Genomic DNA, 23592 nt, shown 5'->3' with positions numbered 1-23592 from the left:
GGCCTTCGGAGACCTCGCATCACCTGGCACACTCAACCAACGAATGGTCAGGGTCCGGGCTACCCACATAAGGCCGTGCGCGCTCTGGTATCACCCGGTCGAGTGGTGGGTTCCATCCGGACGGTGACGCTCGGCCGACCCTTGGTGTCAGGGTCGGCCGAGCCTGGGCCGGGTGGGCAGGTCAGTGGGGAGCGTTGTGTACGGGTGCGTGTCCGACGGCCGGGGAGGGAGTGGCTGCCGTGGCGCCCGCGGTGGTGCACCTGGTGCCGTTGAGGGTGAAGTTGCTGGGCGCGGTGTTGGCGCCGGAGTAGGCGCCGTTGAAGCCGATGGTGGTGGAACCCCCGGTGGGCAGCGACGCGTTCCAGCCGGCGTCCTTGACGGTGACAGCGGGGCCGGTTTGCGACCAGGTTCCGTTCCAGCCCTGGGTGACCTTCTGCGTGCCGGTGAAGGTGAATCCGAGGCTCCAGCCATTGACCGGTGCGGCCTGGTTGGTGATCCTCACGTTCGCGGTGAAGCCGGTACCCCAGTCGTTGCTGATCTGATAGGCGACCGTGCAGCCGCTTGACGGGGCCGGCCCGGTGGTGACCTGAAGCGCAGCCGACGGAGGCGAGCTGCGGCCCGCGGTGTCGGTGGCGACGACGCGGAACGTGTAGGCGGTGGCCGGGCTCAGGCCGGTGACCGTGGCGGTGGTCGTGGACGCGGGGACGGTGGCCAGCGGCGCGGTGGCGGCCGGGTCACCGGCGTACACGCGGTACTCCGCCAGCGGGGAGGTCCCGGGCAGTGCGGCCGGCCAGGTCAGTGTCACGCGGTCGGAACCCGTCGCGGAGGCCGTGGGAGCGCCGGGTGCCGAAGGCGGGGTGCTCTGGGCCGAGCCGGCGGGTATGACGTACTCGGTGATGGAGTACGCCGGGAAGGTCGCGGTGAAGGAGCCGCCGCTCAGCGGCTGGTCGGCCGGGTGCTGGATCGCGTTGGGGTCGGCCTGGCCGTAGCGGTAGACCTGCGCCGCCGCCGGATGCGCGGTGCTGGTGGTCAGGGAAACGGGTGCGGTCAGGTCGCCGGTGGTCTTGTTGATCACCATGACCGTGGTGGCGTGGTCGCCGCTGCGCTCGGCCGCGTAGACCGACAGCTTGTCCTGATCGGCGCTCGCGGCCCGGACGGAGGTGTCGCCGAAGGTGCCGCCGTGGCCGTCGTAGTTGAGGAACATACGGAAGGCGTACGCTCCGGGGTCGGTCGCTTTCGGCGGTGACCACAACGTGGCCAGGTCCAGCCCCTGACGCCCGAAGATTCCCAGCACGTCGGCTTCGGCCAGGCCGCCGTCGATGTGGTCCAACGCGCCCCAGTTGTACTCCGAGATGGCCAGCTTCGTACCCGGGTAGTTCTGGTCGACCAGCGAGCGCATACGGGGGATGAACTGGATCGGCTGGTTGATCCAGCTCTCGTCGACGTAGGAGGGATCTCACAACTGCCGGGTGGAACGCAGCCGCAGGGCCTGCGTCGCCGCGTCGTCCGCGCTGCCGGACACACCGGACTGCTGCGGGTAGATGTGCTCGTCGAAGTAGTCCAGGATCCGGCGTCCGTGCGCCTGCTGGTATTCCTTCATCTTCCCCAGGTACCACGGGGCGAACTGCGCTCCGCCGTGCGCGGCGGCGTCCGGCGGGTTGGACCAGCAACTGCCCCCCTGCTCGCCGCACACCTGCTGGTCGAGGCCGGAGTAGATCAGCGAGTTGAAGCCCCAGCCGACCGGGCCGAGGGTCTGCGCGGCCGGGTCGGCGTCCTTGACCGCCGCGGCCGTGGCGTAGGTGCTGTCGCGCAGTTCGTCGAAGCCCGCCCCCGTCGGGTGGACGTCGCGGTGGGTGCCGGACCAGAGGTCGGGTTCGTTGTCCAGGTCGTAGAAGCGCACCCCACCGCTGTCGGCGGCGCCGTAGGTGCTTTTCAGGTGCTGCACCCAACCCTTGACGAAGTCCGGGCCCGCGGGTGTGCTGGTCTCCGCCGGATCGTTGCCCTTGATCGGGGTGCCGTCGGGCTTCTTGCCGTTGCCGCAGTCCGGTCGCCACTGTGCGTCGGTGTCCTGCTGGGGGCCGTATTTGGCGATGCTGAACCCGCAGTGGTCATCGCGTCCTGCCGCCGTCCAGCCGATCATCGGCACGGTCATCAGCGTGTCGGTGCCGGTCCTGCGGTTCTGGTCGACGAACTTGTCCGCCTGCGATCCGGCGGGCAGGTCCTTGGTGTCGTTGGTGTAGTGCAGGTTCTCGAAGTACCAGTCGGACCCGGCGTTGTAGGCGTCGAGCTTGTAGTTGTAACGCGTGGTGGCGTTGCCGCCCCAGCGGCCCGTCGGCAGACGCAGTTCCGCGGCCAGTGCCTCGTCGGGGAAGTTCATGCCGTAGATGTGGGGGTCGATGGCGTGCCGCCCGGTGGTGGCGTCCACCGTGATCGCCGGACCCGCGGCAGCATCGGCTGCCCGTATCGAACGGCCGGGCCCGTGATCGTCACCCTGCGCCGTCCCGGCGCCTGCCAGCAGCACCGCGCATGCCGCGAGGGCGGCCGCCTTGTGTGTCGTACGCATGGTCTCCTTCTCAACAGCCGGCAGCACGGGCGGTACGGTCCGCAGCGCCGAAGCGTGCGACGGTACGTACCGTCGGCGGTGCCGCGGCCTTCGGTGGGGGATGGAAACGGCCGCGCTGGGGGAGTGGATTTGTCCCGGCCGGTGGCCGCGGGACAGGACGCCGCGACCGCCGATGGCGTCGCGCGGCCGACAGCGATACTCCTCAACTCGGCGCTAGTGGTGCCCGGTTGACTGGCCTGTGACTCATGGGAGCGCTCCCAAGCAGGAGTCTGGAGTGCCTGCCCCCGAGTGTCAACACGTATGCACGAGCGTCCCCGGTCACTGCCGTACGGGCGGCGCAGGTCCCCGCCTTCGCGGTCGCCGGTCGGCCGGTGGGCTGTGCTCCAGACCCTTCAGGAGCGGAAAGTGCGGCGGTAGGTGTCGGGGGGGACCCCGACGCTGCGGTGGAAGTGGCGGCGCAGGGTGGTGGCGGTTCCCATACCGGTGGCCGTGGCAATGGTGTCCACGGTGGCGTTCGTGGTTTCCAGGAGTTGCTGGGCATGGCGGATGCGTTGGGTGTGGAGCCACTGCAACGGCGTGGTGCCGGTGAGGTGTTTGAAGTGCCGGCCGAGGTGGCGTGAGCTCATCCGGGCCTGGCGGGCCAGGTCTTCCACGCTGAGCGGCTGGTCCAGTCGCTCCAGCGCCCAGGGGAACAGTTCGCCCAGGGGATGGTTGCCGGGCGCGGGGAGGGGCGTGGCGATGAACTGGGCCTGGCCGCCATCGCGGTGGGGCGGGATGACCAGACGTCGGGCGATCTTGTTGGCGTTCGCCGAGCCGTGGTCGAGGCGGACCAGATGCAGGCACAGGTCCATGGCGGCCGCCTTGCCCGCCGAGGTGAGGACGTCGCCGTTGTCGACGTAGAGGACATCGGGATCGACCGTCGCGGCGGGGTGGCGCCGGGCCAACTCCCGCGTGTGGCCCCAGTGCGTGGTGGCGCGCCGGCCGTCGAGGAGTCCCGCGGCGCCCAGGACGAAGGCGCCCGTGCACAGTGAGGCCACGCGGGCACCGGCTCCGTGAGCGGCGCGCACCGCCTCGACCAGTTCGGAAGACGGCTCGCGATCCGTGTCGGCCCAGCCGGGGACGATCACCGTGTCCGCGTGCGCGAGACGGTCGAGTGGCTGGTCTGGTTCAAGGGTGAAGCGGCCGACGCGCACGGGGCCGTTCCCGCAGAGGGAGAAGTCGTACCAGGGGTCCACGAGGTGGGTCAGGTCGGACCCGAAGATCTCGACGGCCACGGACAGTTCGTAGTGGAGCATGCCTTCGGTGACGGCCAGCGCGACAGAGGTCATGTCCGAAACTGTACGCCGCGTGTCGTTTCCGACGCTCGTGCGGGATGCCGCCGCAGGACAGGATGGCCGTGTCAGGCCGCGGCGGATCGAGATCGCAGCCGGCGTTCGAGTACGGGGAGCAGTCTCATGGGGTCAGGTCAGCTGGTTGCGGTCTTCGGCGCGTACGGTCACACGGGGCGGTTCGTGGTCGCGGAACTGGCCGCGCGGGGGTTCGTCCCGGTACCGTCCGGGCGCAACGCGCAGGCGCTCGAAGAACTGGCCGACGAGCGCGGGCTGGAGGCCCGGATCGCGTCGGTCGCGGACCCGGCTTCGCTGGACCGGGCTCTGGCGGGAACGGTGGCGGTCATCAACTGTGCCGGCCCCTTCGCTTCGACCACCGGCCCGGTCATCGAGGCCGCGCTGCGCGCCGGCATCCCGTACCTGGACGTGGCCGCCGAACTGGAGGCGAACCTCGACACCTTCGCCCACTACCGCGAGCGGGCCCGGGACGCGGGGGCGGTGATCGTCCCGGCCATGGCCTTCTTCGGCGGTCTCGGCGACCTGCTGGCCACCGCGGCGATGGGGGACTGGACCGAAGCCGACGAGGCCCACATCGCCTACGCGCTCAGCAGCTGGCACCCCACCGCCGGCACCCGGCTCTCGGGCGCGGTCTCCCGCGAGCGGCGGGGCGACCACCGCCTGCGCTACAGCGGCGGGCAGTGGGAGCGCCGCACCGACGAGGCCCCCACCCTGGAGTGGTCCTTCCCGGACCCGATCGGGCCCCGGGAGGTGATCGGGGAGTTCACGATGGCGGACGTCGTCACCGTCCCCCAGCACCTGTCCATCCCCGAGGTGACCACCTATATGACCACCGAGGCGGTCCGCGACATCGCCGCCCCCCACACCCCCGCCCCGACCGCCACCGACGAGAGCGGGCGTTCGGACCAGACCTTCCTCGTCGACGCCGTCGTGCGCTGGGGTGGGGCCGAACGCCGGGCCACGGCCGGCGGTCAGGACATCTACGCCGTCACCGCGCCCCTGGTCGTCGAGGCCCTGGAACGCGTCCTGAGCGGCCGCACCAAGGCCATCGGCGTCGCCTCCGCGGGCGAGATCTTCGACGCCCCGGACTTCCTGCGCGCGCTTGCCCCGCACATCACCTTCCACTCCCACGCGTAGACGCGGAGCGCCCCGACCCCATCGCTCCGAGCTGCCGCCGGGTGCGCGGGAGGAGGCGGTGCACAGGACAGGCGAGGGACGGTCGGGTGGTCCCCGCCATGGCCGGGAGTGGCGGACACCGCGTTACTGCGGCGTGGTGCGGCGGGCGTAGGCGCGGGCGGCGCGGGCGCGGTCGCCGCAGCGGGTGGAGCACCACTGGCGGCGGCCGTGCTTGAGCAGGAAGCGCTTGCAAGGCGGGGAGGCGCAGGCGGTCAGGCGGGCGGCGTCGGGCGAGGTGAGCAGGTCGGCGGCGTCGGCGGCGATGACGGCCAGGGCATGCTCGACGATCGCGGTGGTGGGGTGGGGTGTGGCGCGGTAGGGGCCGGTCTTCTCGTCCCACAGCAGCAGGGGCGCGGTGGGGACGCGGGTCATCGCGTCATTGATCGCCGTGACGGCGGCGGGCGGGGCGGGTTGTTCGGCGACGCGGGAGGCCAGGAGGGATCTGACCTGTTCGCGCAGTGAGCGCAACTGTGCCGCGCATACCTCCGCCAGGCCTGCGTCGGCCGGGGCCAGGGCGCGCCGCGCCAGCCACTGCTCGGCCTGCGCCGGGGTGGCCAGAAGGTCGGCCGTGTGCCCCCCGGGCAGCGCGAGGGCGCTGTTGGCCAGGGCCAGGGCGGGGTGCTCGTCCTCGCCCGGCGCCGAGGGCGGGGCAGCTTCTTCCGTCACGAACTCTTCCACGCTTCTCATGGTACGGCTTGCCTTCATCCGTGAGGCATGCGTACAGTCATCTCACGGTTAACGTGCTGTCTATCCGTGAGGATCACGTCTGATGTCTTCCCTGCCCCAGCAGTCCGCCTCCTTCCCCGTCCGCGTGTTCGGCGGCCCCACCGCCCTCTTCGAGTACGGCGGCCTGAGCTTTCTCACCGACCCGACCTTCGACGGCCCCGGTGACCACCCGGCGCCGGCCACCGTGCTGACCAAGACGGCGGCGGCCCACGGCACACCGGACGACCTCGGCCGCGTAGACGTGGTCCTGCTCTCCCACGACGAGCACGCCGACAACCTCGACACCTCCGGCCGGGCCCTGCTCGCCGACGTCCCGCTGACACTCACCACCCCCGGCGGAGGCGGGCGTCTGGGGGTGACTGCCACCGGCCTCGCCGACTGGCAGTCGGTCGAGCTGGAGCGCCGGGACGGCGGACCCGGCACGGTCACCGTGACCGGCGTGCCCGCCGTCCACGGCCCCGGCCCGCGTGAGGAGGTCGAGCCGATCACCGGCCAGGTCGTCGGATTCGTCCTTACCGGGGAAGGCCTGCCCACCATCTACGTCAGTGGCGACAACGCCTCTCTCGACGCCGTCAGGGAGATCGCCGCACGCTTCGCCCCGGTGGACACCGCCCTGCTCTTCGCCGGGGCGCCCCGGTTCGCCGAGATATTCGACGGCGAGGTGCTCGTCCTGGACAGCGCCCAGGCCGCCCGGGCCGCGCAGATCCTCGACGCCCGGCGCGTGATCCCCGTCCACTACGACAGCTGGGCCCACTTCACCGAAGGGCGCGACGAGCTCGCCGCCGCCTTCGCCGCCGCCGGTCTCGCCGACCGCGTCGACTTCGGCGTCCGCGGCTGACCTCCGTACGTCACCCCGCGGACAGGCGGGGGAGCGGGGTGAAGGTGCGGCTCGCCAGATAGGCGGGGCGTGCGCGCGGTGCCGCGTACGGGGTGCCGATCGGATTCTCGACGCTGTTGTAGACGACGAACAGGTTGGTGCGCGGGAAGGGCGAGACGTTGGAGGCGGACGCGTGCAGGCTGTTGGAGTCGAAGGCGACCGCCGAACCCGCCGGTCCGGTGAACTGCCGGATGCCGAGGTCGCGGGCCAGGGCCGCGACCTCGGCGCGATCCGGTGGGCCGGCCGGGAGGTCCCTTCCCTGAAGGGAGGTGTGATGGTAGTCGGGAGGCGTCCGGCCCGCGGAGGGGACGAAGGTGCGGTGCGCCCCAGGGATGATCATGAGGGGGCCGTTGTACGGGGCGTTCTCACTCAGGGCGATGGACAGGCTGAGTGCGCGCGGCGCCGGCATGCCGTCCTCGGAGTGCCAGGTCTCGAAGTCCGAGTGCCAGCCGAAGCCCGAGCCGGTGAACGCCGACTTCAGGTTCACCCTGGTCTGGTGGACGTACACCTCCGAGCCCAGGATCTGGCGTGCGATCCCGACGAGCCCGGCGGACCGGACGATCCGGGCGAACGTATCGCTGAGCGCGTGCACCTCGAACACCGAGCGGATCCCGCCGCCGTGGGGCTCCGGCACCACGCGTCCCGACGCGTTCAGCGAGCGGTCGGCCTTCAGGCGCCCGGTCTCCTCCAGGCAGGCCGCTGTCTCCTCCTCGGACAGCAGCGCGTCGAAGTGCAGGCAGCCGTCGCGGTCATAGGCGCTGAGCCGGGCGGAGGACAGCGGGCCTTCGGCGTCGGCGCTCCAGACGACGGGGTGCCGGCGCGGAAAGGGGGCGGTGGCGTGCGGGGTGCGGGTCGGGTACAAGTCCCCGGGGTCGGAGGGGTGCACGGTGGACGTCATCGTCGGCTCTCCGTTGCCTCGGGAGACAGGACCGGCCGCAGGGCCGCGGCAGGGGAGGCGGCTCGTTGGAAGAGAGCCCCGGAGTTGCGGTGCGGCAGGTCGACGATCCGCAGGAGCGCGAAACCCTGGTCGAGGTAGTAGCGGTGCAGCCGGTGGTTGCTCTTCCACGCTTCCAGCCGTAACCAGGGTTTGCTCCGTCGGTGGGCCAGGGCGCCTGCCCAGTCCAGCAGGTGTGCGCCCAGCGCCTGTCCGGCGGCCGCCCGGCTGACCACGAGGTCATGGACGTAGAGCGCTGATGTGGGATCGTCCTCGCTCCACCATTCGAGGTCGGCACGCTCGTGGACGGTGAGGGTGGCGATGGCCGTGCCGTCGCGGAAGACGAGGTAGCAGTCGCCCGCCTCGATCGCCTCCTCCATACGCCACCGGCGCGGAGGGTACTGCCACTGGTCGAGGCCGCGGCCGGCCAGCCAGCGGCTTCCCTCCAGCCACAGGCCCTCCACCTGGTCGAGGTCATCGGGGAGAGCGGTGCGTAGGTCGGGGGCCGTCATGGCGCGGGCTCCGTCGCGCCTTCTGCGAGGAAGGCGAGTGCCACGGCCGCGTGGCAGGCGATGCCCGAGGTGATCGCGTCCTCGTCCACTTCCATACGGGGCGAGTGCAGCGAAGGGGCCTCGTGCGGTTCCAGGCCGGGCGGGCACACACCGAGGAAGGCCAGGGCGCCGGGAACCGCCTGAAGGACGTAGGCGAAGTCCTCCGCGGTCATCTGTGTGGCCGTCAGTTCGTCCACCGCGTTCGCCCCCAGCGCGCCCGTGGCCGCGCGAACGACGAAGTCGGTGAACCCGGGGTCGTTGACCGTGACCGGATAGCCCGGCTCGACGACCGCTTCGGCTCGCGCTCCGTGGGCGGCGGCCACCCCCTGCGCCACCCTGATGATGTTTTCGTGCAGCATCTTCCGGGTGGGCTCGGACAGGGTGCGCAGAGTGCCGCCCAGCTCCGCGGTGTCCGCGATGACGCCGGTCGCCGTACCGGCGGCGAGGCGCGTCACGCTGAGCACGGCCCGGTCGTCCGCGGACAGACTGCGGGTGACCATCGTCTGCAGCGCCAGCACGATCTCGCACGCCACCGGTACCGGGTCGCACGTCGTGTGCGGCGCGGAGGCGTGACCGCCGCGGCCACGGACGAGGACGCGGAACCGGTCGGAGGCGGCCAGTTGCGGACCGGGGCGCAACCGCAGTGCGCCCGCGGGCAGTTGGGGGTGGACATGGAGGGCGAAGGCGGCGTCGGCCGTGTGTCCGGACGCCTGGAGGACACCTTCCTCGATCATGTGGCGGGCGCCGTGATGTCCCTCCTCACCGGGCTGGAACATGAACACCACGCGCCCGGCGATCTGCGCGCGGCGTTCGGCGAGCAGCCGTGCCGCGCCCACGAGCATCGCCATGTGGGCGTCATGGCCGCACGCGTGCATCAGCCCGGGGGTCCGGGAGGCGAAGGGCAGACCGGTCTCCTCGGTCACCGGCAAGGCGTCCATGTCGGCGCGCAGCAGGATCGTCGGCCCGTCGGCCGCCCCGGAGAGGACCGCGGTGAGGGAGCTCAGCGTGCGGCCGCCGCGGATGTCCAGGCCGAGGCCGTCGAGGGCGTCGCGCAACAGGCCCTGCGTGTTCGGCAGGTCGAGGCCCTCCTCCGGACACTGGTGCAGCGCGCGGCGCAGGGCGACGATTTCGGGGGCCAGCCGGCGAGCCGCGTCGAGCAGGGGCGGGCCCGCGGGAGCCCCGGCGGACGGCTGTGAGAGGGCGGCGTCTTGTGCACCGTGCGGAGCCCGAGGCGCAGGGGTCATGCAGCCGTTCTCCTTCCCGGGCCCGGCCCGTGGCGGCCCGGCCCGCGGCGGCGTCGAGGGAGGCGGCCGTACCGTCTCACCGTAGGGACCCCGGGCGGGGCTGGACAGCCCCCGTGCGCCGCGGCGGACGGGATCAGGACACGACCGCGTGCGGACAGGATGGCGGATTCCCTGTGCTGACCGGGGGCCGACGCGCTGAGATGCTCGACCGAGTCAGCCCGCCAACCCGAGCGAGGGTGAGGACCGACCCATGACGATGTCCGCGTCCGCGGGAGCGACACCTGAACGCCCGTGGGAATGGGGCGAGGCCGAATGGCGGCGGCACGTCGAGCGGGTCCGTGCCGGGCGCGCTCTCAAGCCCGCGTCCTGGCCCGAGGGCGCGCGCTGCGCGGTGGCACTCTCCTTCGACCCTGACCACGAGACCATTCCGCTGCGGGACGGCGAGGTGACGCCCGGCAAGCTGTCGCAGGGCGAGTACGGCGCCCGCGCCGGCGTCCCCCGCATCCTGCGCCTGCTGGCGCGGCACGCCGTACCGGCCACGTTCTTCATGCCGGCGGTGTGCGCCCTGCTGCGTCCGGGCGAGGCCCGAGGCTACGTCGACGCCGGGCACGAGGTCGCTGTCCACGGCTGGATCCATGAACGCGCCATGGGGCTGGAGTACAAGCACGAGCGGGACCTGGCCTTCCGGTGCGCGGACACCCTGGAACGCGTCACCGGCCACAGGCCCCTGGGCATCCGCACGCCCTCCTGGGACTTCACCGAGCACACCCTCGACATCATCCGCGAGCTGGGGCTCCTCTACGACTCCTCCCTCATGGCGGACGACGAGCCGTACGAACTCCTTGCGTACGGCGAGCCCACGGGCGTGGTCGAGATCCCGCCGGAGTGGATCCGAGACGACGCCGCGTATCTGAACATGGACCGCCACACGGCCGTACGTCCCTACACCCCGCCCCGGCAGCTGATCCCGTTGTGGCGCGACGAGTTCGACGCGGCCCACGCGGACGGCGGTCTCTTCCAGCTCACCCTGCACCCGCACGTCATCGGGCACCGTTCCCGGATGGTGGTCCTGGAGGAACTGCTGGAGCACATCGCCGCCCGTGGTGACGTCTGGTACGCGACACATGCGCAGGTCGCCGGGTACGTGCGGCAGGAGGCGACCGGCGGCACGGCCTTATGACCCGGTCACCAGAGGAGCTGCTCGCGTGGACGCCGGTGCTCCGGCTGGGCGTCGAGGTGGCCGGCATCCCCCGGCGGCTGTGGCTGAAGCTGGAGGGCTGCGACCCCTACGGGTCCATCAAAGGACGCACGGCGCTGGCGCTGTGGCGGGACGTCGCCGACCGGGTGGATCCGGGTGTGGGGCTGGTGGAGTCCACGTCCGGCAATCTCGGTCTGGCACTGGCCGCACTGGCCGCCGCCCACGGTGTGCCGTTCACCGCGGTGGTGGACCCGCGCGCCAGTGCGGCACTGCTGTACGACATCCGCGCCCTGGGGGCCCGCGTGGTGACCGTGGACGCCCCGGACGGAGCCGGCGGCTATCTCCTGAACCGTCTCGCCCGGGTGCGGGACCTGCTCGACGCCCGGCCCGGGCTGGTCTGGCCCGACCAGTACGCCAATCCGGCCAATCCGGGTGCCCATGAGGCCGGCACGGCGCCCGAGCTGCACCGGCAGACGTCCGGGGAGCGGATGAGCGTCCTGGTCGCGGTGTCCACGGGCGGTACTCTCGCCGGCTTCCGACGGTACGCGGCCACGTCCGGCGCCGACTGGGAGCTGATCGGGGTGGACGCGGTCGGCTCGGCGGCCCTGGGCGGGCGGGTCGGACCCCGCCTGCTGTCCGGCATCGGCTCCAGCCGTCCGTCCGCCTTCCTCCCCGGCGGCCACCGGCCCACGGTCCACGTCGGCCCGGCGGAGGCGGTCAGGGGCTGTCTGTGGCTGCGCGACACCACCGGGATCGGTGTCGGCGCCAGTGCGGGCGCCCTGGTGGCGGCGGCGCTGCGCCTGTTCCGGGCCGACGCCCGGCGCACCAGCGCCGCCTGTCTGTGCCCTGACGGCGCGGACCGCTACCTCGACACGGTGTACTCCGCGGCATGGCGCCGGACGCACGGCCTCACCGGGCACGCGGCGGTGCCAGGGGTCCGCATCCTCGCTGTCGGCGAGGCCGTCGGCGCGGTGAGCGAGGAGGCGGGATAGGTGAACACCGACGGCGGCGAGCGGGACTGGTACGCGAAGGCGGGTGTGCGCAGGGATCCGCGTCGGCTGCTGCGGGACGAACTGCGCGCCGGGCGGCTGTACTTTCCGCCCGCCCTCATCCCCTACGGTGCTCATCCCCTCGTACGTGCGCTGCCCGCGCGGACGCAGGAGGCGTTGGCCGCCCGGCACCTGTTCCAGTATCTGGGCTTCACGACGCATTTCGAGACGCAGGTGGTCAACCGTGCCACCCAGCTCATCGCCACGGGTGGCTGCGGCGTCGACATCACCGCGGACACCAGGCTCGACGCCTTCCGGATCTACTGCGACGAGGGCTATCACGCGCTGTACAGCTTCGACGTCATCCGGCAGATCGCGGACGCCTGCGGCGTCGAACCGGTGCCGTACGTGTTCACACCGTTCCGGGCGGCCCTCGACGCGATCGGCGCGGAGGCCCTGCCGGGTCAGCCGGTGCTCGCGCAACTGCTCCAGGTCGTCGTCTTCGAAACGCTCGTCACCGCCATCCTCAGCGAGCTGCCCAAGGACGAGCGGGTACTCGACGTCGTCCGGCAGACCGTACGCGACCACGCGCGGGACGAAGGCTGGCACCACGCCTTCTTCGCGGGCTTCTTCCGGGAGTTGTGGGCCCAGAACGCCCCTGCCCAGCGGGTGCGCATCGCCCGCTGTCTGCCGCGGCTGATCCGCTCCAGCCTGCTGCCCGACCTGCGCCCGGTACGGGCCACGCTCAGCATCGCGGGTCTCGGCGCGGCGCAGGTGGAGGAGGTCGTTGCGGACTGCTATGGGCGGGCCGAGGACCAACGGGGGACGCGCGTGGCGGCGCGGCACGCTCTACGGCTCTTCGAGGAGACAGGGGTGCTCGCGGTCGAGGGCGCCCGCGACGCCTTCCACGCGGCGGGTCTGCTGAGCGACGGGAAAGAGGGCGTCGGGTGAGCGAGGACGTGCTCTTCCTGGACCGCACGGCCGTACGGGAGTGCGCGGCCGCCATCGATGTGTGCCAGGTCGTGACCGACGCGCTGGTCCGGCACGCCCGCGGTGCGGGCACCCTGCCCGCCGAGGGCCATCTGCCCTGGACCAACGACCGCGGCGGCTCCTGCCGTTCGCTGGCCATGCTCGGCGCGCTGGAGGGCGACGGCGCCCCACCCGTGCGCGGGATAAAGCTGATCAACGCCGCCACCAGCAACCCGGCGCTCGGCCGGGAAAGGGCAGCCGGCGTCAGCCTCCTGTTCGATCACGACACCGCGCGCCCGCTCGTACTGGCCGAGGCCGGCTGGCTCAGCGCGGCCCGCACCGCGGCGTACACCATGGTGAGCCTGCGCCACCTGGGCCCGCCCGGCTGGCAGGAGCTGACGCTCATCGGCTGCGGCACCCTGGCCCGTATGCATCTGGAGCTGCTCGGCACGGCCTTTCCGCGGGTGCGCACGGTGCACCTGTACGACATGGATCCCCGGCGGGCCGGTGGCCTCGCCCACTGGAACGCACAGCAGCGGCCCGAGCTGCGCACGCTGGTCCACGCCACCGCGCGGGAGGCGGTGCGGGCCTCCCCGGTGGTGGTGACGGCGACCACGACCGGGGCGGGCTATCTGCCCGCGGCCTGGCTGTGTCCGGGCACCTTCGTCGCCCATGTGTCGCTCGCGGACCTGCTGCCCGACGCCCTGCTCACGGCGCAGGCCCTGTACGTCGACGACATCGGCCTGGTCCGGGACAACCCGCGGCGCGTCCTGGGCGCGCTGATGCGGGAAGGGAGGATCACCGCCCGGGAGCCCGGACCGGCGGGCGGACGCGCCCTCGACGGAACGCTCGGCCAGGTCCTCATCGGTGAGGTGGCGGCGAAGCGGCCCGGCGCCGGGCACGTCGTCAGCAACCCGTTCGGCATGGCCGTCCTGGACGTCGCTCTGCTCGCGGCCGTCCACGAGGTCGCCGTGCGCCGCGCGTCGGGCCGACGGCTGCGCCTTTACTGAGACGCCTTTACTGAGACACGGAAGGCAGGACCGCGCATGCGTGACATCACCGGCCCGGACTCCCTGCTCGGAGCCCCTGCCTCCGGCCCGGAGCATGGACTGTTCTCCCTGGCCGAGTCCCCTCCTGAGCAACTGAGCGCTCTCCTGGCCCGATCGGTCGAGCTGTTCCGGGACCGTGACGCACACGACCGGCCGCTGGAGGGCAGCGTCGTCGGCGTGCTGTTCACCCGCACCTCCACCCGGACCCGCACCGCCTTCCACAGCGGTGCCGTCCGACTCGGCGGTTCACCCCTGTCCTACGGACCCGACGACCTCCAACTGAACACGGGTGAGTCGGTGACGGACACCGGCCGGGTCCTCGCCACCATGCTCGACCTGCTGGTGGCGCGCACGGCCGGTCCGCTGGAACAGCTGCGTGAGCTGTCCCGTGCGGGCCGCCTCCGCGTGGTCAACGCCATGGCGGCCGAGGAGCATCCCACACAGGGCGTGTGCGACCTCGCCGTACTGACCCTCGCTTTCAGCGACTTGAGCGGGATCAGGGTGCTGTACGTGGGGGAGGGGAACAACACGGCCACGGCCCTCGCCCACGGCCTGGCAGCCATCCCCGCGGCGCACGTCACCTTCGCCACCCCGCCCGGCTACGGCCTGCCCGAGCAAGCGCTGGCCGTGGCGCGCAAGAACGCCGAGGCCACCGGGGCGCGGATCGGCGAGATCCATGACCTCGCACAGGCGCCGACCGAGACCGACGTCGTGTACACCACGCGCTGGCAGACCACCGGCACCAGCAAACCCGACCCTTCCTGGCGGGAGGTCTTCCGGCCGTTCCACGTCGGCGCCGCGCTGCTGCGCAGGTATCCGGAGGCCGTCTTCCTGCACGACCTGCCCGCGCACCGCGGCGACGAGGTCGCCGCAGAGGTGCTGGACGGCCCCCGGTCCCTGGCCTGGACCCAAGCGGCGATGAAACTTCCCAGCGCCATGGCCGTGTTGGAGCACACCATCGGGCTGCGGCCCCACTGACGCGCCCCCCGGACTCCCACCCGTTCACCAGGAGCGAGGCACGCCATGCCGCACGTCTCACGGGTCACCGCCTACACCCACCTCACGCCACACGATCTCCAGCCGCCAGGGGAACCAGAGGTGTTCTTCGAACCGGCCGACACCGAGACCGGTGTGTGGGTCGCCACGGACCTGCTGCCGCCCGGCGGCGGAGGCACCGTGCTGGACCTCGGGTCGGGCAGCGGAGCCGCAGCGGCCGCCATGGCCCGGGCCGGCGCGGCCCGCGTCCACGGCATCGACTCCGGTGAACAGACCCTGCGCTACGCCCACGCCCGCTACGCCTCCCCTCCCGGCGACGGCAGAGTCACCTTCGCCCGGGGCGACTTCGCGCTGATGAGCGCGACGCAGCTCCTGGCCACGGCCCCCGGTCCGCTTCCCCCGCCCCTGGTCGTCACCAGCAATCCCGCCTATGTGCCGCTGCCCCCGGACGCGGGCCGGGCCCGGCCCTCGATCAGCGGTGGGGCCGACGGCCTGCAGTGGGCCGGGCCGATCGCCGGGCACGCCCGGGCCCTCGGCGCCGACCTCGGCCTCACCCTCGGCAGTTACTCCACGCCCCGGCGCGCGGTCGCCGTATGCACCGAGGCCGGTTACCGCATCGCCGCCGTGACCCTGTGCCCGTTGCCGCTCGGAGACTTCACCCGGCGCCATCCCGAGCGCGTCCTGGCCCTGGAAGAAGCGGGGGAAGCCGTCCTGTGGCGCCGCGGACCCGACCCCCTCGCCTACTTCATCGTCGGTCTGGCCTGCCGCCGGGCAGAGGGAGGAGGCCGCCCGGCCGGCGCCGAGGAGCTGATGGACCTCCTGCACAGCGCGGCGCGGTCGACGACCACCCGGCTGGAGAACCTCGACGCGCGGGGCGAGACGCCCTGCCCCTGGCCCGTACGCGTCCTGGACCTGCCCCGAGCAAGCGCACGTCACCACTGGTAATGCCGCCGCCCAGGGAGCCCGCCTCATGCCTTTGTCCGTTCCCGCGGCACCGCAGCCCGCGGAGCCCGTCTCTCCCGTCAGCGTCACCGAGGGTGCCGTCGAACACAGCGTCGACTTCATCCGACCCCACCTGCGCGCGCACGCGGCCACACACGTGGCCCTGTACGCGGGAGTCCAGATCAACGGAGCTCCGCACCTGGGCACCGGCGTCCTGCAGACGGCGGCCTTCCTGCTGGCGGAGGCGGCCCGTGACCGGCTCGGCGTCCACGCCGAACTCCGCTTCGGCGCGCTCGACAACGCCCCCTGCCAGACCCGCCTCTGCCCGCGCACCGGCACCCTCTACACCCGCTCCTACCACCACGCGGCCGGTCCGGACCGGATCCTGGAGCTGGTGAAGCGGTTCTACAGCGGTCTGTTCGACGCGCTCAGCGCCATGACCGGCGTGCCGTACACCGTCGAGACGTACACGCGACAGCAGCGGACACCCGCCTTCCGCGAGGAGTTCCTCGACTCCCTCGCTCACTGGGACCGGCTGCGGTTCACCCTCGCCCCGTACAGCGGGCATGTTCCCATCAGCTTCCCGTGTCCGCGCTGCGGCTGGCTGCAAAAGCACGGCGAGGACACCGAACTCCTGGCTTTCGACGGCAACCGCGCCCGGTTCACCGCCGTCTGCCTCGACCACGGACGCCACGAGGCCGAGGTAGGGCCGCGAGGGGACGCGTACGTGGGGCTGACCACGCTGCACCGCAACGTCGTCAAGGAGCGGCTGGCCGCCCGGGAGACCGCCTTGCCCGTCATCGTCAAGGGCGCGGACTGGGCGGCGGGTTGCCGCCTGCTGGACGAGGCACACCTCTGTTTCCCGGGCGGCGCCCGTCCGCCGGCCCGCGTCCTGACGCCCGTCGTCCTGTCCGCGTCCGGTGCCAAACTGTCCAAATCTTTGATGCGGCAAGGGAAGGCGGAGCTGTCCCCGGACACACCGCCGTGGATGCTGGACGCGACGCGCTGGGAGGGCACGACGCAGGAGTACGCCTCGGCGCTGCACCGGCTCGTGTCACTGATGCTGTCCGCTCCGGAGCACTTCGAGCGCGGCTACACCACAGCCGAAGTGGTGCGGCTGCTCGGCCGGACCGGCTCCGGGCCGGGCGGCTGAGCCCGGAGCCGGAGAGCCGGGCCGCGGTCCCGCAGCGCCACACAGGGGGTGTGGCGAACCACGCCACCTGCGACGCGTATGCCGCACACCGTCGACGGCTCAGCACGGCACGTCCCGTGGCGCGTGCCCGTAGAGCGTTCAGCGGCCGAATCCGCCTTCGAGTACCGCCAGGGCCCGCAGCGGGTCCGGCAGCCCTGGCGCCGCCGTCCAGGCCGCCGTGCAGGCCGCCCACAGTCCGGCACAGGCGTCGCCGCTTCCCTCCACCAGCACGGCGCCGTCCTCGACCCGGGCATACCAGCCCCGGCACCACCATCCCCGCGCCCGCGGGTCGGCGACGAGCGGCGGCGCGCACAGCGCTCGCAGATCCCGTCCCAGATGGGTGGGCCGGAGGTGGGGTGGTGCGACGAACAGGTCGGCCGGGCGGGTACGGCCGGTCAGGACCAGGAGACTGTCGTATCCGGCACGGCGGGCACCCTGGACGTCGGTGTCCAGACTGTCGCCGACCATCAGGGGACGGTGGGCCCCGGCCCGCCGGGCGGCCTCCCGGAACAGCTCGGGGGAGGGCTTGCCCGCGACGACCGGATCGGCTCCCGTGGCGGCCTGCACCACGGCGACCAGGGCACCATTGCCGGGCACGGTCCCCCGGGGAGTGGGCACGGTCAGGTCGGTGTTGGTGACGATCCACGGCACGCCCCGCGCCACCGCGTGACCCGCCTCGGCCAGCTCCTGCCGGGAGACCGTCGGCGCGAACCCCTGGACCACGGCGGCGGGACGGTCCCGCTCGGACGTCACGGGCCGCAGCCCGTGTGCGACGACCGCCGCCCGCAGCGCCGGCGAGCCGATGACGAGGACGGGCGCGTGGCGGCTGCACCGCTCGGACGCGAGGCGCGCGGCAGCCTCTGCCGACGTCACCACATCGTCGTCGTCGACCGCCAGCCCGAGGTGGCGCAGAGCCGCTGCCACACCGGCGGGGGAGAGGTTGGCATTGTTGGTCACGTAGACGCCGCGTCGGTCGGCCTCGCGCAGCCCGCGCAGCACGGGCACGGCATACGGCACGGGATGGGAGCCCACGCGGACCACGCCATCGAGATCCAGCAGTACGGCGTCGTACAGCCGCAGCAGCGGCAGCCCGGCCGTCGGACTGGATGCCGTACCTCCCGCTTGCTCCGATGCGTCCATACGTCCGCCTCTGTCGACCCGTGCAGTGTGCTGAGGGGCCCCGCCGGGCTCAAGGGGGCGATTCGGACACCGGCCGATCCTGTTCCGGCGGAAGTGACCGGACCTCGGCGCTGGGGGCGAGCCTCAAGACCGCGGAGGCACGGCGGCGGTCGCGGCCCGGGACAGTGCCGGGGCCAGCCAGCGGTTGAGGAGGGCGCGGACGTGTGCCTCGTCCTGCGGCGGCTCGCCAGGGTGCTGCAACAGCGAGGTCAGCAGCCGCATGATGATCTCAGCGAGGCCGTCGAGATCGGGGGCGCCGATGTCGGCGGCGGCCCAGTTCACGGGAAAGCGCTGCAACATCTTGGCGCCGTAGGCGATGGTATCTGGGGTGGTGGCGCCGCGGCCGAAGGCGGTGGTGTCTCCGAGTTGCAGCAGCAGGCTCAGGCGCGGCTCGGTGGGGATGGTCCGTACGCAGAAGACCATGCCTTCAACCACGGCTTCGGCAGGATCCGTGATCCCTTGCAGATGAGCGATCATCTGGTCGACGAACGACTCGGCGCCCTGCGCGGCGACCTCGGCGATGATGTCGTTGAGGCGGCCGAAGTGGCGGTAGACGGTCTGACGGGTGACGCCGAGCTCGCCGGCGACGTCGGACAGCGTCGTCTTGGTGACACCGTGCCGGTCGATGCAGCGGGCGGTCGCGTCGATGATGCGCTGCCGTGCCTCCGCCTCCGATGCGGGAGGTCGGCCTCCCCAGCCGTGGTGCCCCATGGCCTCAGGATCGCACAGGCACTTCGGCCCGTTGGGGCATGGTCGCGCGGAGTGCGGCGAGGGTGAGCCCGGTGGCGGCGACGGTGCACAGCGCGGCGTACCAGAGGCTCCCGATCGGGGTGCCCTGGGCGGTGATGCCGTCGGTGGCCGCGAAGTAGGCGGGCAACGCGCTCAGCCAGAGGACGAAGAGGACGCCGAGGTAGAGCGCCGGGTAGGTCCGCACGAACAGTGGTGAGGCCGTCGGCGCCGGGTCGGTTCGCCGCGTGCGCCAGGCGTCCGCGAGAAGGCAGAGGCCGACGATCCAGACCAGGGCGAGCTCGGCGCCGAGGACGGCTCGCTGGATCCCGAGGTGGTCGCCGCCGCGGAAGGCGTTGCTCGGCACGCCGGCGATCGCCATCGCCAACGGGGTCAGGGCGCCGGCGGCGATGGTACGCAGGGCGATCCGGCGGCCGTCTGGCGTGTTCCGGCGCCCGTCGTACGCGCCGACCAGGCGGACGACGAGGTAGGTCATCGCGCCGAAGGACACCGAGGCGAACAGGAACATGCTGTTCATCGGGACCGAGGCGAGTGCCGGTTCGTTGATCCTCTTGTTCTCGGGGTTCCAGGCCCACCACTTCAGTTGGGGTCCGAGCTGGTCGAAGATCTCGTAGAACGCCTGGCAGACGAACGCGACCGCCAGCGAACCTGCCAGGGGACCGCGCCGCGCGAAGACTCCGAGGGCACGGACCACCTCGTAGGCGAGCTGCGAGATGGCCGGGTAGAAGGCCACGATGTAGAGCGGCAGCCGGTCGTACATGAACTGCACGGTGAACACGTTGTGGGAGAAGATGAGACCGACGTGTTCCTCCAGGCCGAACCAGCCGGGGAAGTAGAGCGGCGGCTCGATCACCGCCAGGTAGACGACCGAGGCGAACCACAGCGAGATGTTTTCCGGGTCGCCGTCGCGCCGCCATCGCCGCCACGCATGGACGAGGGCGAACACCGCGCCGCCGATGACCAGCAGTTCCAGAAACGGCATGGTGCCGTTCTCAAGACCGAAGGGGTTGCGGACGTCCATGACGGGGTGGGCGTCATGGCAGGAGAAGCCGAGCTTTTCCGCGAGGCGCTCGGCCGCTGCGTCGCATGAAGAGGCCATGGGCGTGCTCCTCAGATCAGTCGTGGACGAGATCGGCCTCGGAGGACGGTGTGGTGCCGATACGGCCGGTGCCGGTGCCGGTGCCGGTGCGGGCGCGGGTGGTGGGGCCGCCGGTGCAGTCGGTGTAGTCGGTGCCGGGCGGGTCCTGTTGGTCGTCGAATCCGCCCGGCACGACCGTGCGTCCGAGCCGCTTGCGGACCTTGTACCGCGCGATGCCGAACCAGAACCGGGGGTCGGTGGCCATGTCCCGCAGCGATGTGTCGAGGTTGAAGACCTCGGCGAACGTCCGCTCGACGTAGGCGTCCTCGCGGCTGGTGGCGGTGATGGCGTTGAACACCGGCCAGCTCAGACGTGCGGCCAGCCTGCGGCGCCACGGCGCGACGACCTCGCTGCCCGTCGCGAAGTCGTACGCCTGGTCGCGGGCCAGGGCGAGCATCCACGGTACGTCGAGCGACTTCTTCTGCCGGTCGAGGAAGTCACGGAAGAAGGCGGCATCGAGAGCGGTGCGGCCGTGCAGCAACTCGGCGAGGACGAGCGCGGAGCGGGCCGCCGAGCTCATCCCCTGGGCGTAGAAAGGGTTGAACGCGCAGATCGAGTCTCCGACGCACACCAGCCCGAGCAGTGGCCGCTCCAGCAGGTCGTAGCGGCGCCACTTGTTGCCGGTCGAGCGGGTCAGGTGCACTTCGGAGGTGGGCGTGCAGGCACGCGTCGCCTGCCCGAAGGCGCGGGCCCGCACGCGGTCCACGGCCTTCTCGAAGGCGTCGGCCTCGCGCGGCATCCTGATGCCCCACGCCCCCATGCACACGATGGCGCGGTCGCCCTCGATCGGGAAGAAGTTGCTGAGGAATTCGTGCTCCTCGGGATGGTCCCCGGCGTCCTGGGTCGGAGTGACGACCAGGTGCTTCCACCACCATGACTCCGGACGCCGCCCGGCGGGCGGCAGGTCGTACCACCGCGAGGTGTAGGTGACCTTGGCGTCGAGGGTCTTCTCCGGCGGCGCCGGCCAGCCCGCCTTGACCAGCCAGTCGGCGACGGAGGATCCGCGCCCCAGCGCGTCGACGACAAGATCGGCGGCCAACTGGCCCGGTTCGCCGTCCATGCGGTACTCGACTCCCACGACGCGCCCTCGCTGGGTGCCGCCAACGCCGCCGCCGCTGGTGCGGAGGCCGGTGACGGTGACGCCCTCGCGGACCTCGACGGCCGGCAGCTCGCGGACCTTGTCGCGCAGGACCCGCTCGATGAGTACGCGCGAGCTGTAGATCATCGTCATGGATCCGGATTTGCGTGGGGCCCATCCGTCGCTCTCGCAGTAGGCCGCGTCCATCGACGGCATCAGATGCATCCCGCCGGCGGCGATCAGCGCCTCCTCGAAACCAGGGAAGATCTCCCCGATCGCGCGGCGCCCGGAGTTCAGAAGGAAGTGCGGATGCTTGCTCTGCGGCACGCCCCGCCGGTGCTCCGCGTCCGGCGGGAGCCGGTCCCGCTCCAGAACGATCACCGTGTCGAAATGCCGCGCGAGCACACCCGCGGCGCACAGCCCTGCCACGCTGCCGCCGAGCACTACGGCTGTCTCTCTCCGCATGTGTCCTCCATTCATACATTGCCTGAGTGAACGTATGATCGGTGGGGACCGGGAGGCTAACAGGTAGGGCTCCAACGAACCAGTCTTTCCACACGACTTGGTGGCCGGCTCCTGATGCCGAGGGAGGAGCCAGAGACGGCCAACTCCTGCTGGCTGAACCGCCTTTGAGGTGTGACGGTATGTCACCCGAACCGCTGTGCACGCCGCGGGGGACTGGTCTGCTGCGAGGTGCGGGGGGAACGGGCCAGGCCGTGACCGGGGTCGTTCTTGGGGCAGAAACCGCAGTGGCCGTCCGATCGCCGCTGAAGGGGGTCACGTGGACCGTTCACGTCATCGCCGGGGAATGGTCGGCCCTGTCCCTGTCCCTGACGGTGCGGAGGCGTCGGCGAGGTCGGCGCCGTTGTCGGCGTCCCGCTGGGATTGGCCGACGCCGTGCCAGTCCAGACACATGACGGTCGCGTCGTCCTGGAGGTGGCCCTGGCCGGCGTCGACGATCGCCGCGATGAGGGTGCGGGCGGCCTCGCGGGGATGCAGCGCACGGGTGCGGACGATCAGATCCGACAGGTCGAGGCTGTTGGCGTTGCGCTCCAGCATGCCGTCCGTCACCATCACCAGCCGGTCGCCCGGCCGCAGGTCCAGGGACTGGACCTGATAGCCGTGCGGGGCGCTGAAGCCGAACGGCATATCGACCTTCGGAGTGATCTCCTCTACCCGCCCGTCCCGCATCCGCAGCGGCCAGGGGTGCCCGGCGTTGATGAACTCGGTGCTGCCGTCGATCAGGCTGATGCGCAGGAGCTGGCCGGTGACGTACCCCTGGCGGCCGTGCTCGCGCATGGCCCGGTCGGCCTGGCGGGCCTGTTCGGCGAGGTCGGCACCCGCCCGCCGCGCCCGGCGCAAGGCGCCCACCAGCAAAGTGGCCAGCAGCGCGGCGTCGACGTCGTGGCCCATGGCATCAGTGACGGAGAGCTGGACCGTGTCGCGGTCGATGACGTAGTCGAAGGTGTCACCCCCGACGTGGTCGGCCGGTTCGAGCGCCCCGGCGACCGCGAACTGCGCCGCCTCACACGCCAGTGACGCCGGGAGGAGCCGGTGCTGGATCTCCGCGGCCAGGCTGAGTGGCTTGGTGCGGCGACCCCATTGGTACACGTCGGTGAAGGACCGGTTGGCGATCACGATGTACGCCAGGGCGTGCGCGGTCTCGCCGATTTCCCGCATCACCCCCGTGTCGGGCGCCTCCGGCAGGAACAGTTCGAGGAGCCCGATCGCGTCCCCGCGATTGGTCACCGGGGCGACGACCCGCACCAGCGCGCCGTCGCCGGTGTCCTCCACGGACGGCCGCTGGGTGCGGATCACGTCGTCGTACAGCGTGCCCCGCACCTTGATGCGCCGGGCGGGCTCACTGATTTCCACACTGCCCGCCGCCCCCAGTCGTACCACCGAGCCGCCGGTGAAATCGATGATCAGGAACGATGCCGACACGGCGCCGAGGTGCTCCCTGAGCATGCGCGCGACGACGTCGAGCGACTCCACGGGCGCCGCGGTCTCCGCCGCCGCCAGCGCCCCCGCCAAGGTCATTTCCCTGACCCGGCCGCCCCCGTTCTCCAGGGCGTGAGGGGGAGTCGCATCGTTCCCGTCGGGCCGAGTCGCATCGTTCCCGTCCGGCCCATGTACGGTCACGGTGGCTCCTCGCTGCTCGCTGACTCTCAGGGTTCCGCCCCTGTCGCGCGAGGGCCGGCGTCAGGCCCGGTGCCGGGCAGATGTCCCATATTGCACCACAGGGCCCAGGATCAGGCGCGGTTGCCGGCGAACCCGTTCTCGAACGGCCATCGTCGGACCGACGCGGGGCTGACCGGCACGCCCCAGCCGATCAGCAAGGTGCGAATACGTGCGCGAAATGGGTCATATCCCTCTGATTGTGAGGCGCCCGTCACACCCGACCAGCACTTCACGGGGGTATGGGTGGTTACGTTAAGTGACATTTAGGGGGGTTGGGGGTGACTCGTCCCATAGGGCCCACGTCACATACGTATGAGACTAGTAGCTCTCCGTTCCCGTTCAGGGTCCCTCAGACCGCCTCTCACCTGCAGGAAGCGTTTCTCGGACGCTCTGAATCAACGGTCCTTCCCTGCGAATCGGCGTAGTAGGAGGGGTCGTTGCCAGGGCTGGGGGTGGCCGGTAGAACTGGATGAGTCGCCGAGCGGTTCGGGTGTTTCTCCCCGGCCGCAGACGAACC

At 71.7% G+C, this 23592-nt stretch carries 21 protein-coding genes; 9 read left to right on the top strand and 12 right to left on the bottom strand.

All coding sequences use genetic code 11. The features are described from left to right. Positions 1-181: 181 nt before the first annotated feature. The 3 genes from ABZ404_RS18385 to ABZ404_RS18375 all read right to left on the bottom strand — a co-directional run bounded on the left by ABZ404_RS18385 (position 182) and on the right by ABZ404_RS18375 (position 3891). Positions 182-1399: a cellulose binding domain-containing protein gene (locus ABZ404_RS18385; RefSeq protein WP_358832997.1), complete on the bottom strand. Its 1218-nt coding sequence runs from the start codon at positions 1397-1399 to the stop codon at positions 182-184. Between the two features lie 57 nt (positions 1400-1456). Next, positions 1457-2563, bottom strand: a complete 1107-nt coding sequence (locus tag ABZ404_RS18380) for a glycoside hydrolase family 44 protein (protein ID WP_358832998.1) — start codon at positions 2561-2563, stop codon at positions 1457-1459. 392 nt (positions 2564-2955) lie between these two features. Continuing rightward, on the bottom strand, positions 2956-3891 hold the full coding sequence (locus ABZ404_RS18375; protein WP_358832999.1) for a helix-turn-helix domain-containing protein: 936 nt from the start codon (positions 3889-3891) through the stop codon (positions 2956-2958). 126 nt (positions 3892-4017) lie between these two features. On the opposite strand from ABZ404_RS18375, the gene ABZ404_RS18370 reads away from it, so the two are divergent. Next, on the top strand, positions 4018-5046 hold the full coding sequence (locus ABZ404_RS18370) for a saccharopine dehydrogenase NADP-binding domain-containing protein (RefSeq protein WP_358833000.1): 1029 nt from the start codon (positions 4018-4020) through the stop codon (positions 5044-5046). A gap of 123 nt (positions 5047-5169) precedes the next feature. Here ABZ404_RS18370 and ABZ404_RS18365 read toward each other — a convergent pair whose 3' ends face one another. Then, positions 5170-5772, bottom strand: coding sequence for a CGNR zinc finger domain-containing protein (locus ABZ404_RS18365; protein ID WP_358833001.1), 603 nt, complete (start codon positions 5770-5772; stop codon positions 5170-5172). Between the two features lie 82 nt (positions 5773-5854). On the opposite strand from ABZ404_RS18365, the gene ABZ404_RS18360 reads away from it, so the two are divergent. Continuing rightward, positions 5855-6649: an MBL fold metallo-hydrolase gene (locus tag ABZ404_RS18360; RefSeq protein WP_358833002.1), complete on the top strand. Its 795-nt coding sequence runs from the start codon at positions 5855-5857 to the stop codon at positions 6647-6649. A gap of 10 nt (positions 6650-6659) precedes the next feature. Here the strand turns inward: ABZ404_RS18360 and thpD are convergent, their stop codons facing one another. From thpD to ABZ404_RS18345, 3 genes are read right to left on the bottom strand one after another with little or no spacing between them, the layout of a single operon-like run. Next, entirely contained in the window at positions 6660-7586 is a 927-nt protein-coding gene (thpD, locus tag ABZ404_RS18355) for an ectoine hydroxylase (protein ID WP_358833003.1), read from the bottom strand. Beyond that, positions 7583-8134, bottom strand: coding sequence for a GNAT family N-acetyltransferase (locus ABZ404_RS18350; protein ID WP_358833004.1), 552 nt, complete (start codon positions 8132-8134; stop codon positions 7583-7585). Before ABZ404_RS18350 ends, thpD begins: the two co-directional genes overlap by 4 nt. Further along, complete coding sequence (locus ABZ404_RS18345) at positions 8131-9417, bottom strand: M20 family metallopeptidase (RefSeq protein WP_358833005.1); 1287 nt, start codon at positions 9415-9417, stop codon at positions 8131-8133. The genes ABZ404_RS18350 and ABZ404_RS18345 overlap by 4 nt, the downstream gene beginning before the upstream one ends. Before the next feature lie 256 nt (positions 9418-9673). Here ABZ404_RS18345 and ABZ404_RS18340 point away from each other — a divergent pair, with 256 nt between their 5' ends. From ABZ404_RS18340 to ABZ404_RS18310, 7 genes are read left to right on the top strand one after another with little or no spacing between them, the layout of a single operon-like run. Continuing rightward, positions 9674-10597: a polysaccharide deacetylase gene (locus ABZ404_RS18340; RefSeq protein ID WP_358833022.1), complete on the top strand. Its 924-nt coding sequence runs from the start codon at positions 9674-9676 to the stop codon at positions 10595-10597. Next, on the top strand, positions 10594-11607 hold the full coding sequence (locus ABZ404_RS18335; protein ID WP_358833006.1) for a pyridoxal-phosphate dependent enzyme: 1014 nt from the start codon (positions 10594-10596) through the stop codon (positions 11605-11607). The genes ABZ404_RS18340 and ABZ404_RS18335 overlap by 4 nt, the downstream gene beginning before the upstream one ends. Beyond that, a complete protein-coding gene (locus ABZ404_RS18330) occupies positions 11608-12555 on the top strand; it encodes a diiron oxygenase (protein WP_358833007.1) in 948 nt (315 codons plus the stop codon). Beyond that, on the top strand, positions 12552-13583 hold the full coding sequence (locus ABZ404_RS18325) for an ornithine cyclodeaminase (protein WP_358833008.1): 1032 nt from the start codon (positions 12552-12554) through the stop codon (positions 13581-13583). Before ABZ404_RS18330 ends, ABZ404_RS18325 begins: the two co-directional genes overlap by 4 nt. Positions 13584-13619: 36 nt before the next feature. Continuing rightward, complete coding sequence (locus ABZ404_RS18320; protein ID WP_358833009.1) at positions 13620-14600, top strand: ornithine carbamoyltransferase; 981 nt, start codon at positions 13620-13622, stop codon at positions 14598-14600. Between the two features lie 45 nt (positions 14601-14645). Beyond that, complete coding sequence (locus ABZ404_RS18315; RefSeq protein ID WP_358833010.1) at positions 14646-15563, top strand: methyltransferase domain-containing protein; 918 nt, start codon at positions 14646-14648, stop codon at positions 15561-15563. 25 nt (positions 15564-15588) lie between these two features. Next, on the top strand, positions 15589-16713 hold the full coding sequence (locus ABZ404_RS18310) for a hypothetical protein (protein WP_358833011.1): 1125 nt from the start codon (positions 15589-15591) through the stop codon (positions 16711-16713). Between the two features lie 138 nt (positions 16714-16851). Here ABZ404_RS18310 and ABZ404_RS18305 read toward each other — a convergent pair whose 3' ends face one another. From ABZ404_RS18305 to ABZ404_RS18285, 5 genes are all read right to left on the bottom strand, one after another. Then, the gene (locus ABZ404_RS18305; protein WP_358833012.1) at positions 16852-17892 is read right to left on the bottom strand and encodes an HAD-IIA family hydrolase; all 1041 of its coding nucleotides are present in this window, start codon (positions 17890-17892) and stop codon (positions 16852-16854) included. A 123-nt stretch (positions 17893-18015) separates the two neighbouring features. After that, on the bottom strand, positions 18016-18642 hold the full coding sequence (locus ABZ404_RS18300) for a TetR/AcrR family transcriptional regulator (RefSeq protein ID WP_358833013.1): 627 nt from the start codon (positions 18640-18642) through the stop codon (positions 18016-18018). A 4-nt stretch (positions 18643-18646) separates the two neighbouring features. Continuing rightward, positions 18647-19777 (bottom strand): hypothetical protein, encoded by a 1131-nt coding sequence (locus ABZ404_RS18295; RefSeq protein ID WP_358833014.1) that lies wholly within the window; start codon positions 19775-19777, stop codon positions 18647-18649. 16 nt (positions 19778-19793) lie between these two features. Further along, a complete protein-coding gene (locus ABZ404_RS18290) occupies positions 19794-21359 on the bottom strand; it encodes a hypothetical protein (protein ID WP_358833015.1) in 1566 nt (521 codons plus the stop codon). 330 nt (positions 21360-21689) lie between these two features. Next, on the bottom strand, positions 21690-22934 hold the full coding sequence (locus ABZ404_RS18285) for a PP2C family protein-serine/threonine phosphatase (RefSeq protein WP_358833016.1): 1245 nt from the start codon (positions 22932-22934) through the stop codon (positions 21690-21692). Between the last annotated feature and the right edge of the window lie 658 nt (positions 22935-23592).

The sequence above is a fragment of the Streptomyces sp. NPDC005878 genome, assembly GCF_040629815.1.
GTDB lineage: Bacteria > Actinomycetota > Actinomycetes > Streptomycetales > Streptomycetaceae > Streptomyces.
The sequence above is the reverse complement of the archived record's forward strand: the minus strand, read 5'-3'. Positions and strand labels throughout refer to the sequence as shown.

Bases quoted from the DNA above. Each gene is read 5' to 3' on its own strand.
- ABZ404_RS18385 (WP_358832997.1), bottom strand. From the start codon at position 1,399: ATGCGCTCGCTGGTCGACCAGAACTACCCGGGTACGAAGCTGGCCATC.
- ABZ404_RS18380 (WP_358832998.1), bottom strand. From the start codon at position 2,563: ATGCGTACGACACACAAGGCGGCCGCCCTCGCGGCATGCGCGGTGCTG.
- ABZ404_RS18375 (WP_358832999.1), bottom strand. From the start codon at position 3,891: ATGACCTCTGTCGCGCTGGCCGTCACCGAAGGCATGCTCCACTACGAA.
- ABZ404_RS18370 (WP_358833000.1), top strand. From the start codon at position 4,018: ATGGGGTCAGGTCAGCTGGTTGCGGTCTTCGGCGCGTACGGTCACACG.
- ABZ404_RS18365 (WP_358833001.1), bottom strand. From the start codon at position 5,772: ATGAGAAGCGTGGAAGAGTTCGTGACGGAAGAAGCTGCCCCGCCCTCG.
- ABZ404_RS18360 (WP_358833002.1), top strand. From the start codon at position 5,855: ATGTCTTCCCTGCCCCAGCAGTCCGCCTCCTTCCCCGTCCGCGTGTTC.
- thpD (WP_358833003.1), bottom strand. From the start codon at position 7,586: ATGACGTCCACCGTGCACCCCTCCGACCCCGGGGACTTGTACCCGACC.
- ABZ404_RS18350 (WP_358833004.1), bottom strand. From the start codon at position 8,134: ATGACGGCCCCCGACCTACGCACCGCTCTCCCCGATGACCTCGACCAG.
- ABZ404_RS18345 (WP_358833005.1), bottom strand. From the start codon at position 9,417: ATGACCCCTGCGCCTCGGGCTCCGCACGGTGCACAAGACGCCGCCCTC.
- ABZ404_RS18340 (WP_358833022.1), top strand. From the start codon at position 9,674: ATGTCCGCGTCCGCGGGAGCGACACCTGAACGCCCGTGGGAATGGGGC.
- ABZ404_RS18335 (WP_358833006.1), top strand. From the start codon at position 10,594: ATGACCCGGTCACCAGAGGAGCTGCTCGCGTGGACGCCGGTGCTCCGG.
- ABZ404_RS18320 (WP_358833009.1), top strand. From the start codon at position 13,620: ATGCGTGACATCACCGGCCCGGACTCCCTGCTCGGAGCCCCTGCCTCC.
- ABZ404_RS18315 (WP_358833010.1), top strand. From the start codon at position 14,646: ATGCCGCACGTCTCACGGGTCACCGCCTACACCCACCTCACGCCACAC.
- ABZ404_RS18310 (WP_358833011.1), top strand. From the start codon at position 15,589: ATGCCTTTGTCCGTTCCCGCGGCACCGCAGCCCGCGGAGCCCGTCTCT.
- ABZ404_RS18305 (WP_358833012.1), bottom strand. From the start codon at position 17,892: ATGGACGCATCGGAGCAAGCGGGAGGTACGGCATCCAGTCCGACGGCC.
- ABZ404_RS18300 (WP_358833013.1), bottom strand. From the start codon at position 18,642: ATGGGGCACCACGGCTGGGGAGGCCGACCTCCCGCATCGGAGGCGGAG.
- ABZ404_RS18295 (WP_358833014.1), bottom strand. From the start codon at position 19,777: ATGGCCTCTTCATGCGACGCAGCGGCCGAGCGCCTCGCGGAAAAGCTC.
- ABZ404_RS18290 (WP_358833015.1), bottom strand. From the start codon at position 21,359: ATGCGGAGAGAGACAGCCGTAGTGCTCGGCGGCAGCGTGGCAGGGCTG.
- ABZ404_RS18285 (WP_358833016.1), bottom strand. From the start codon at position 22,934: ATGACCTTGGCGGGGGCGCTGGCGGCGGCGGAGACCGCGGCGCCCGTG.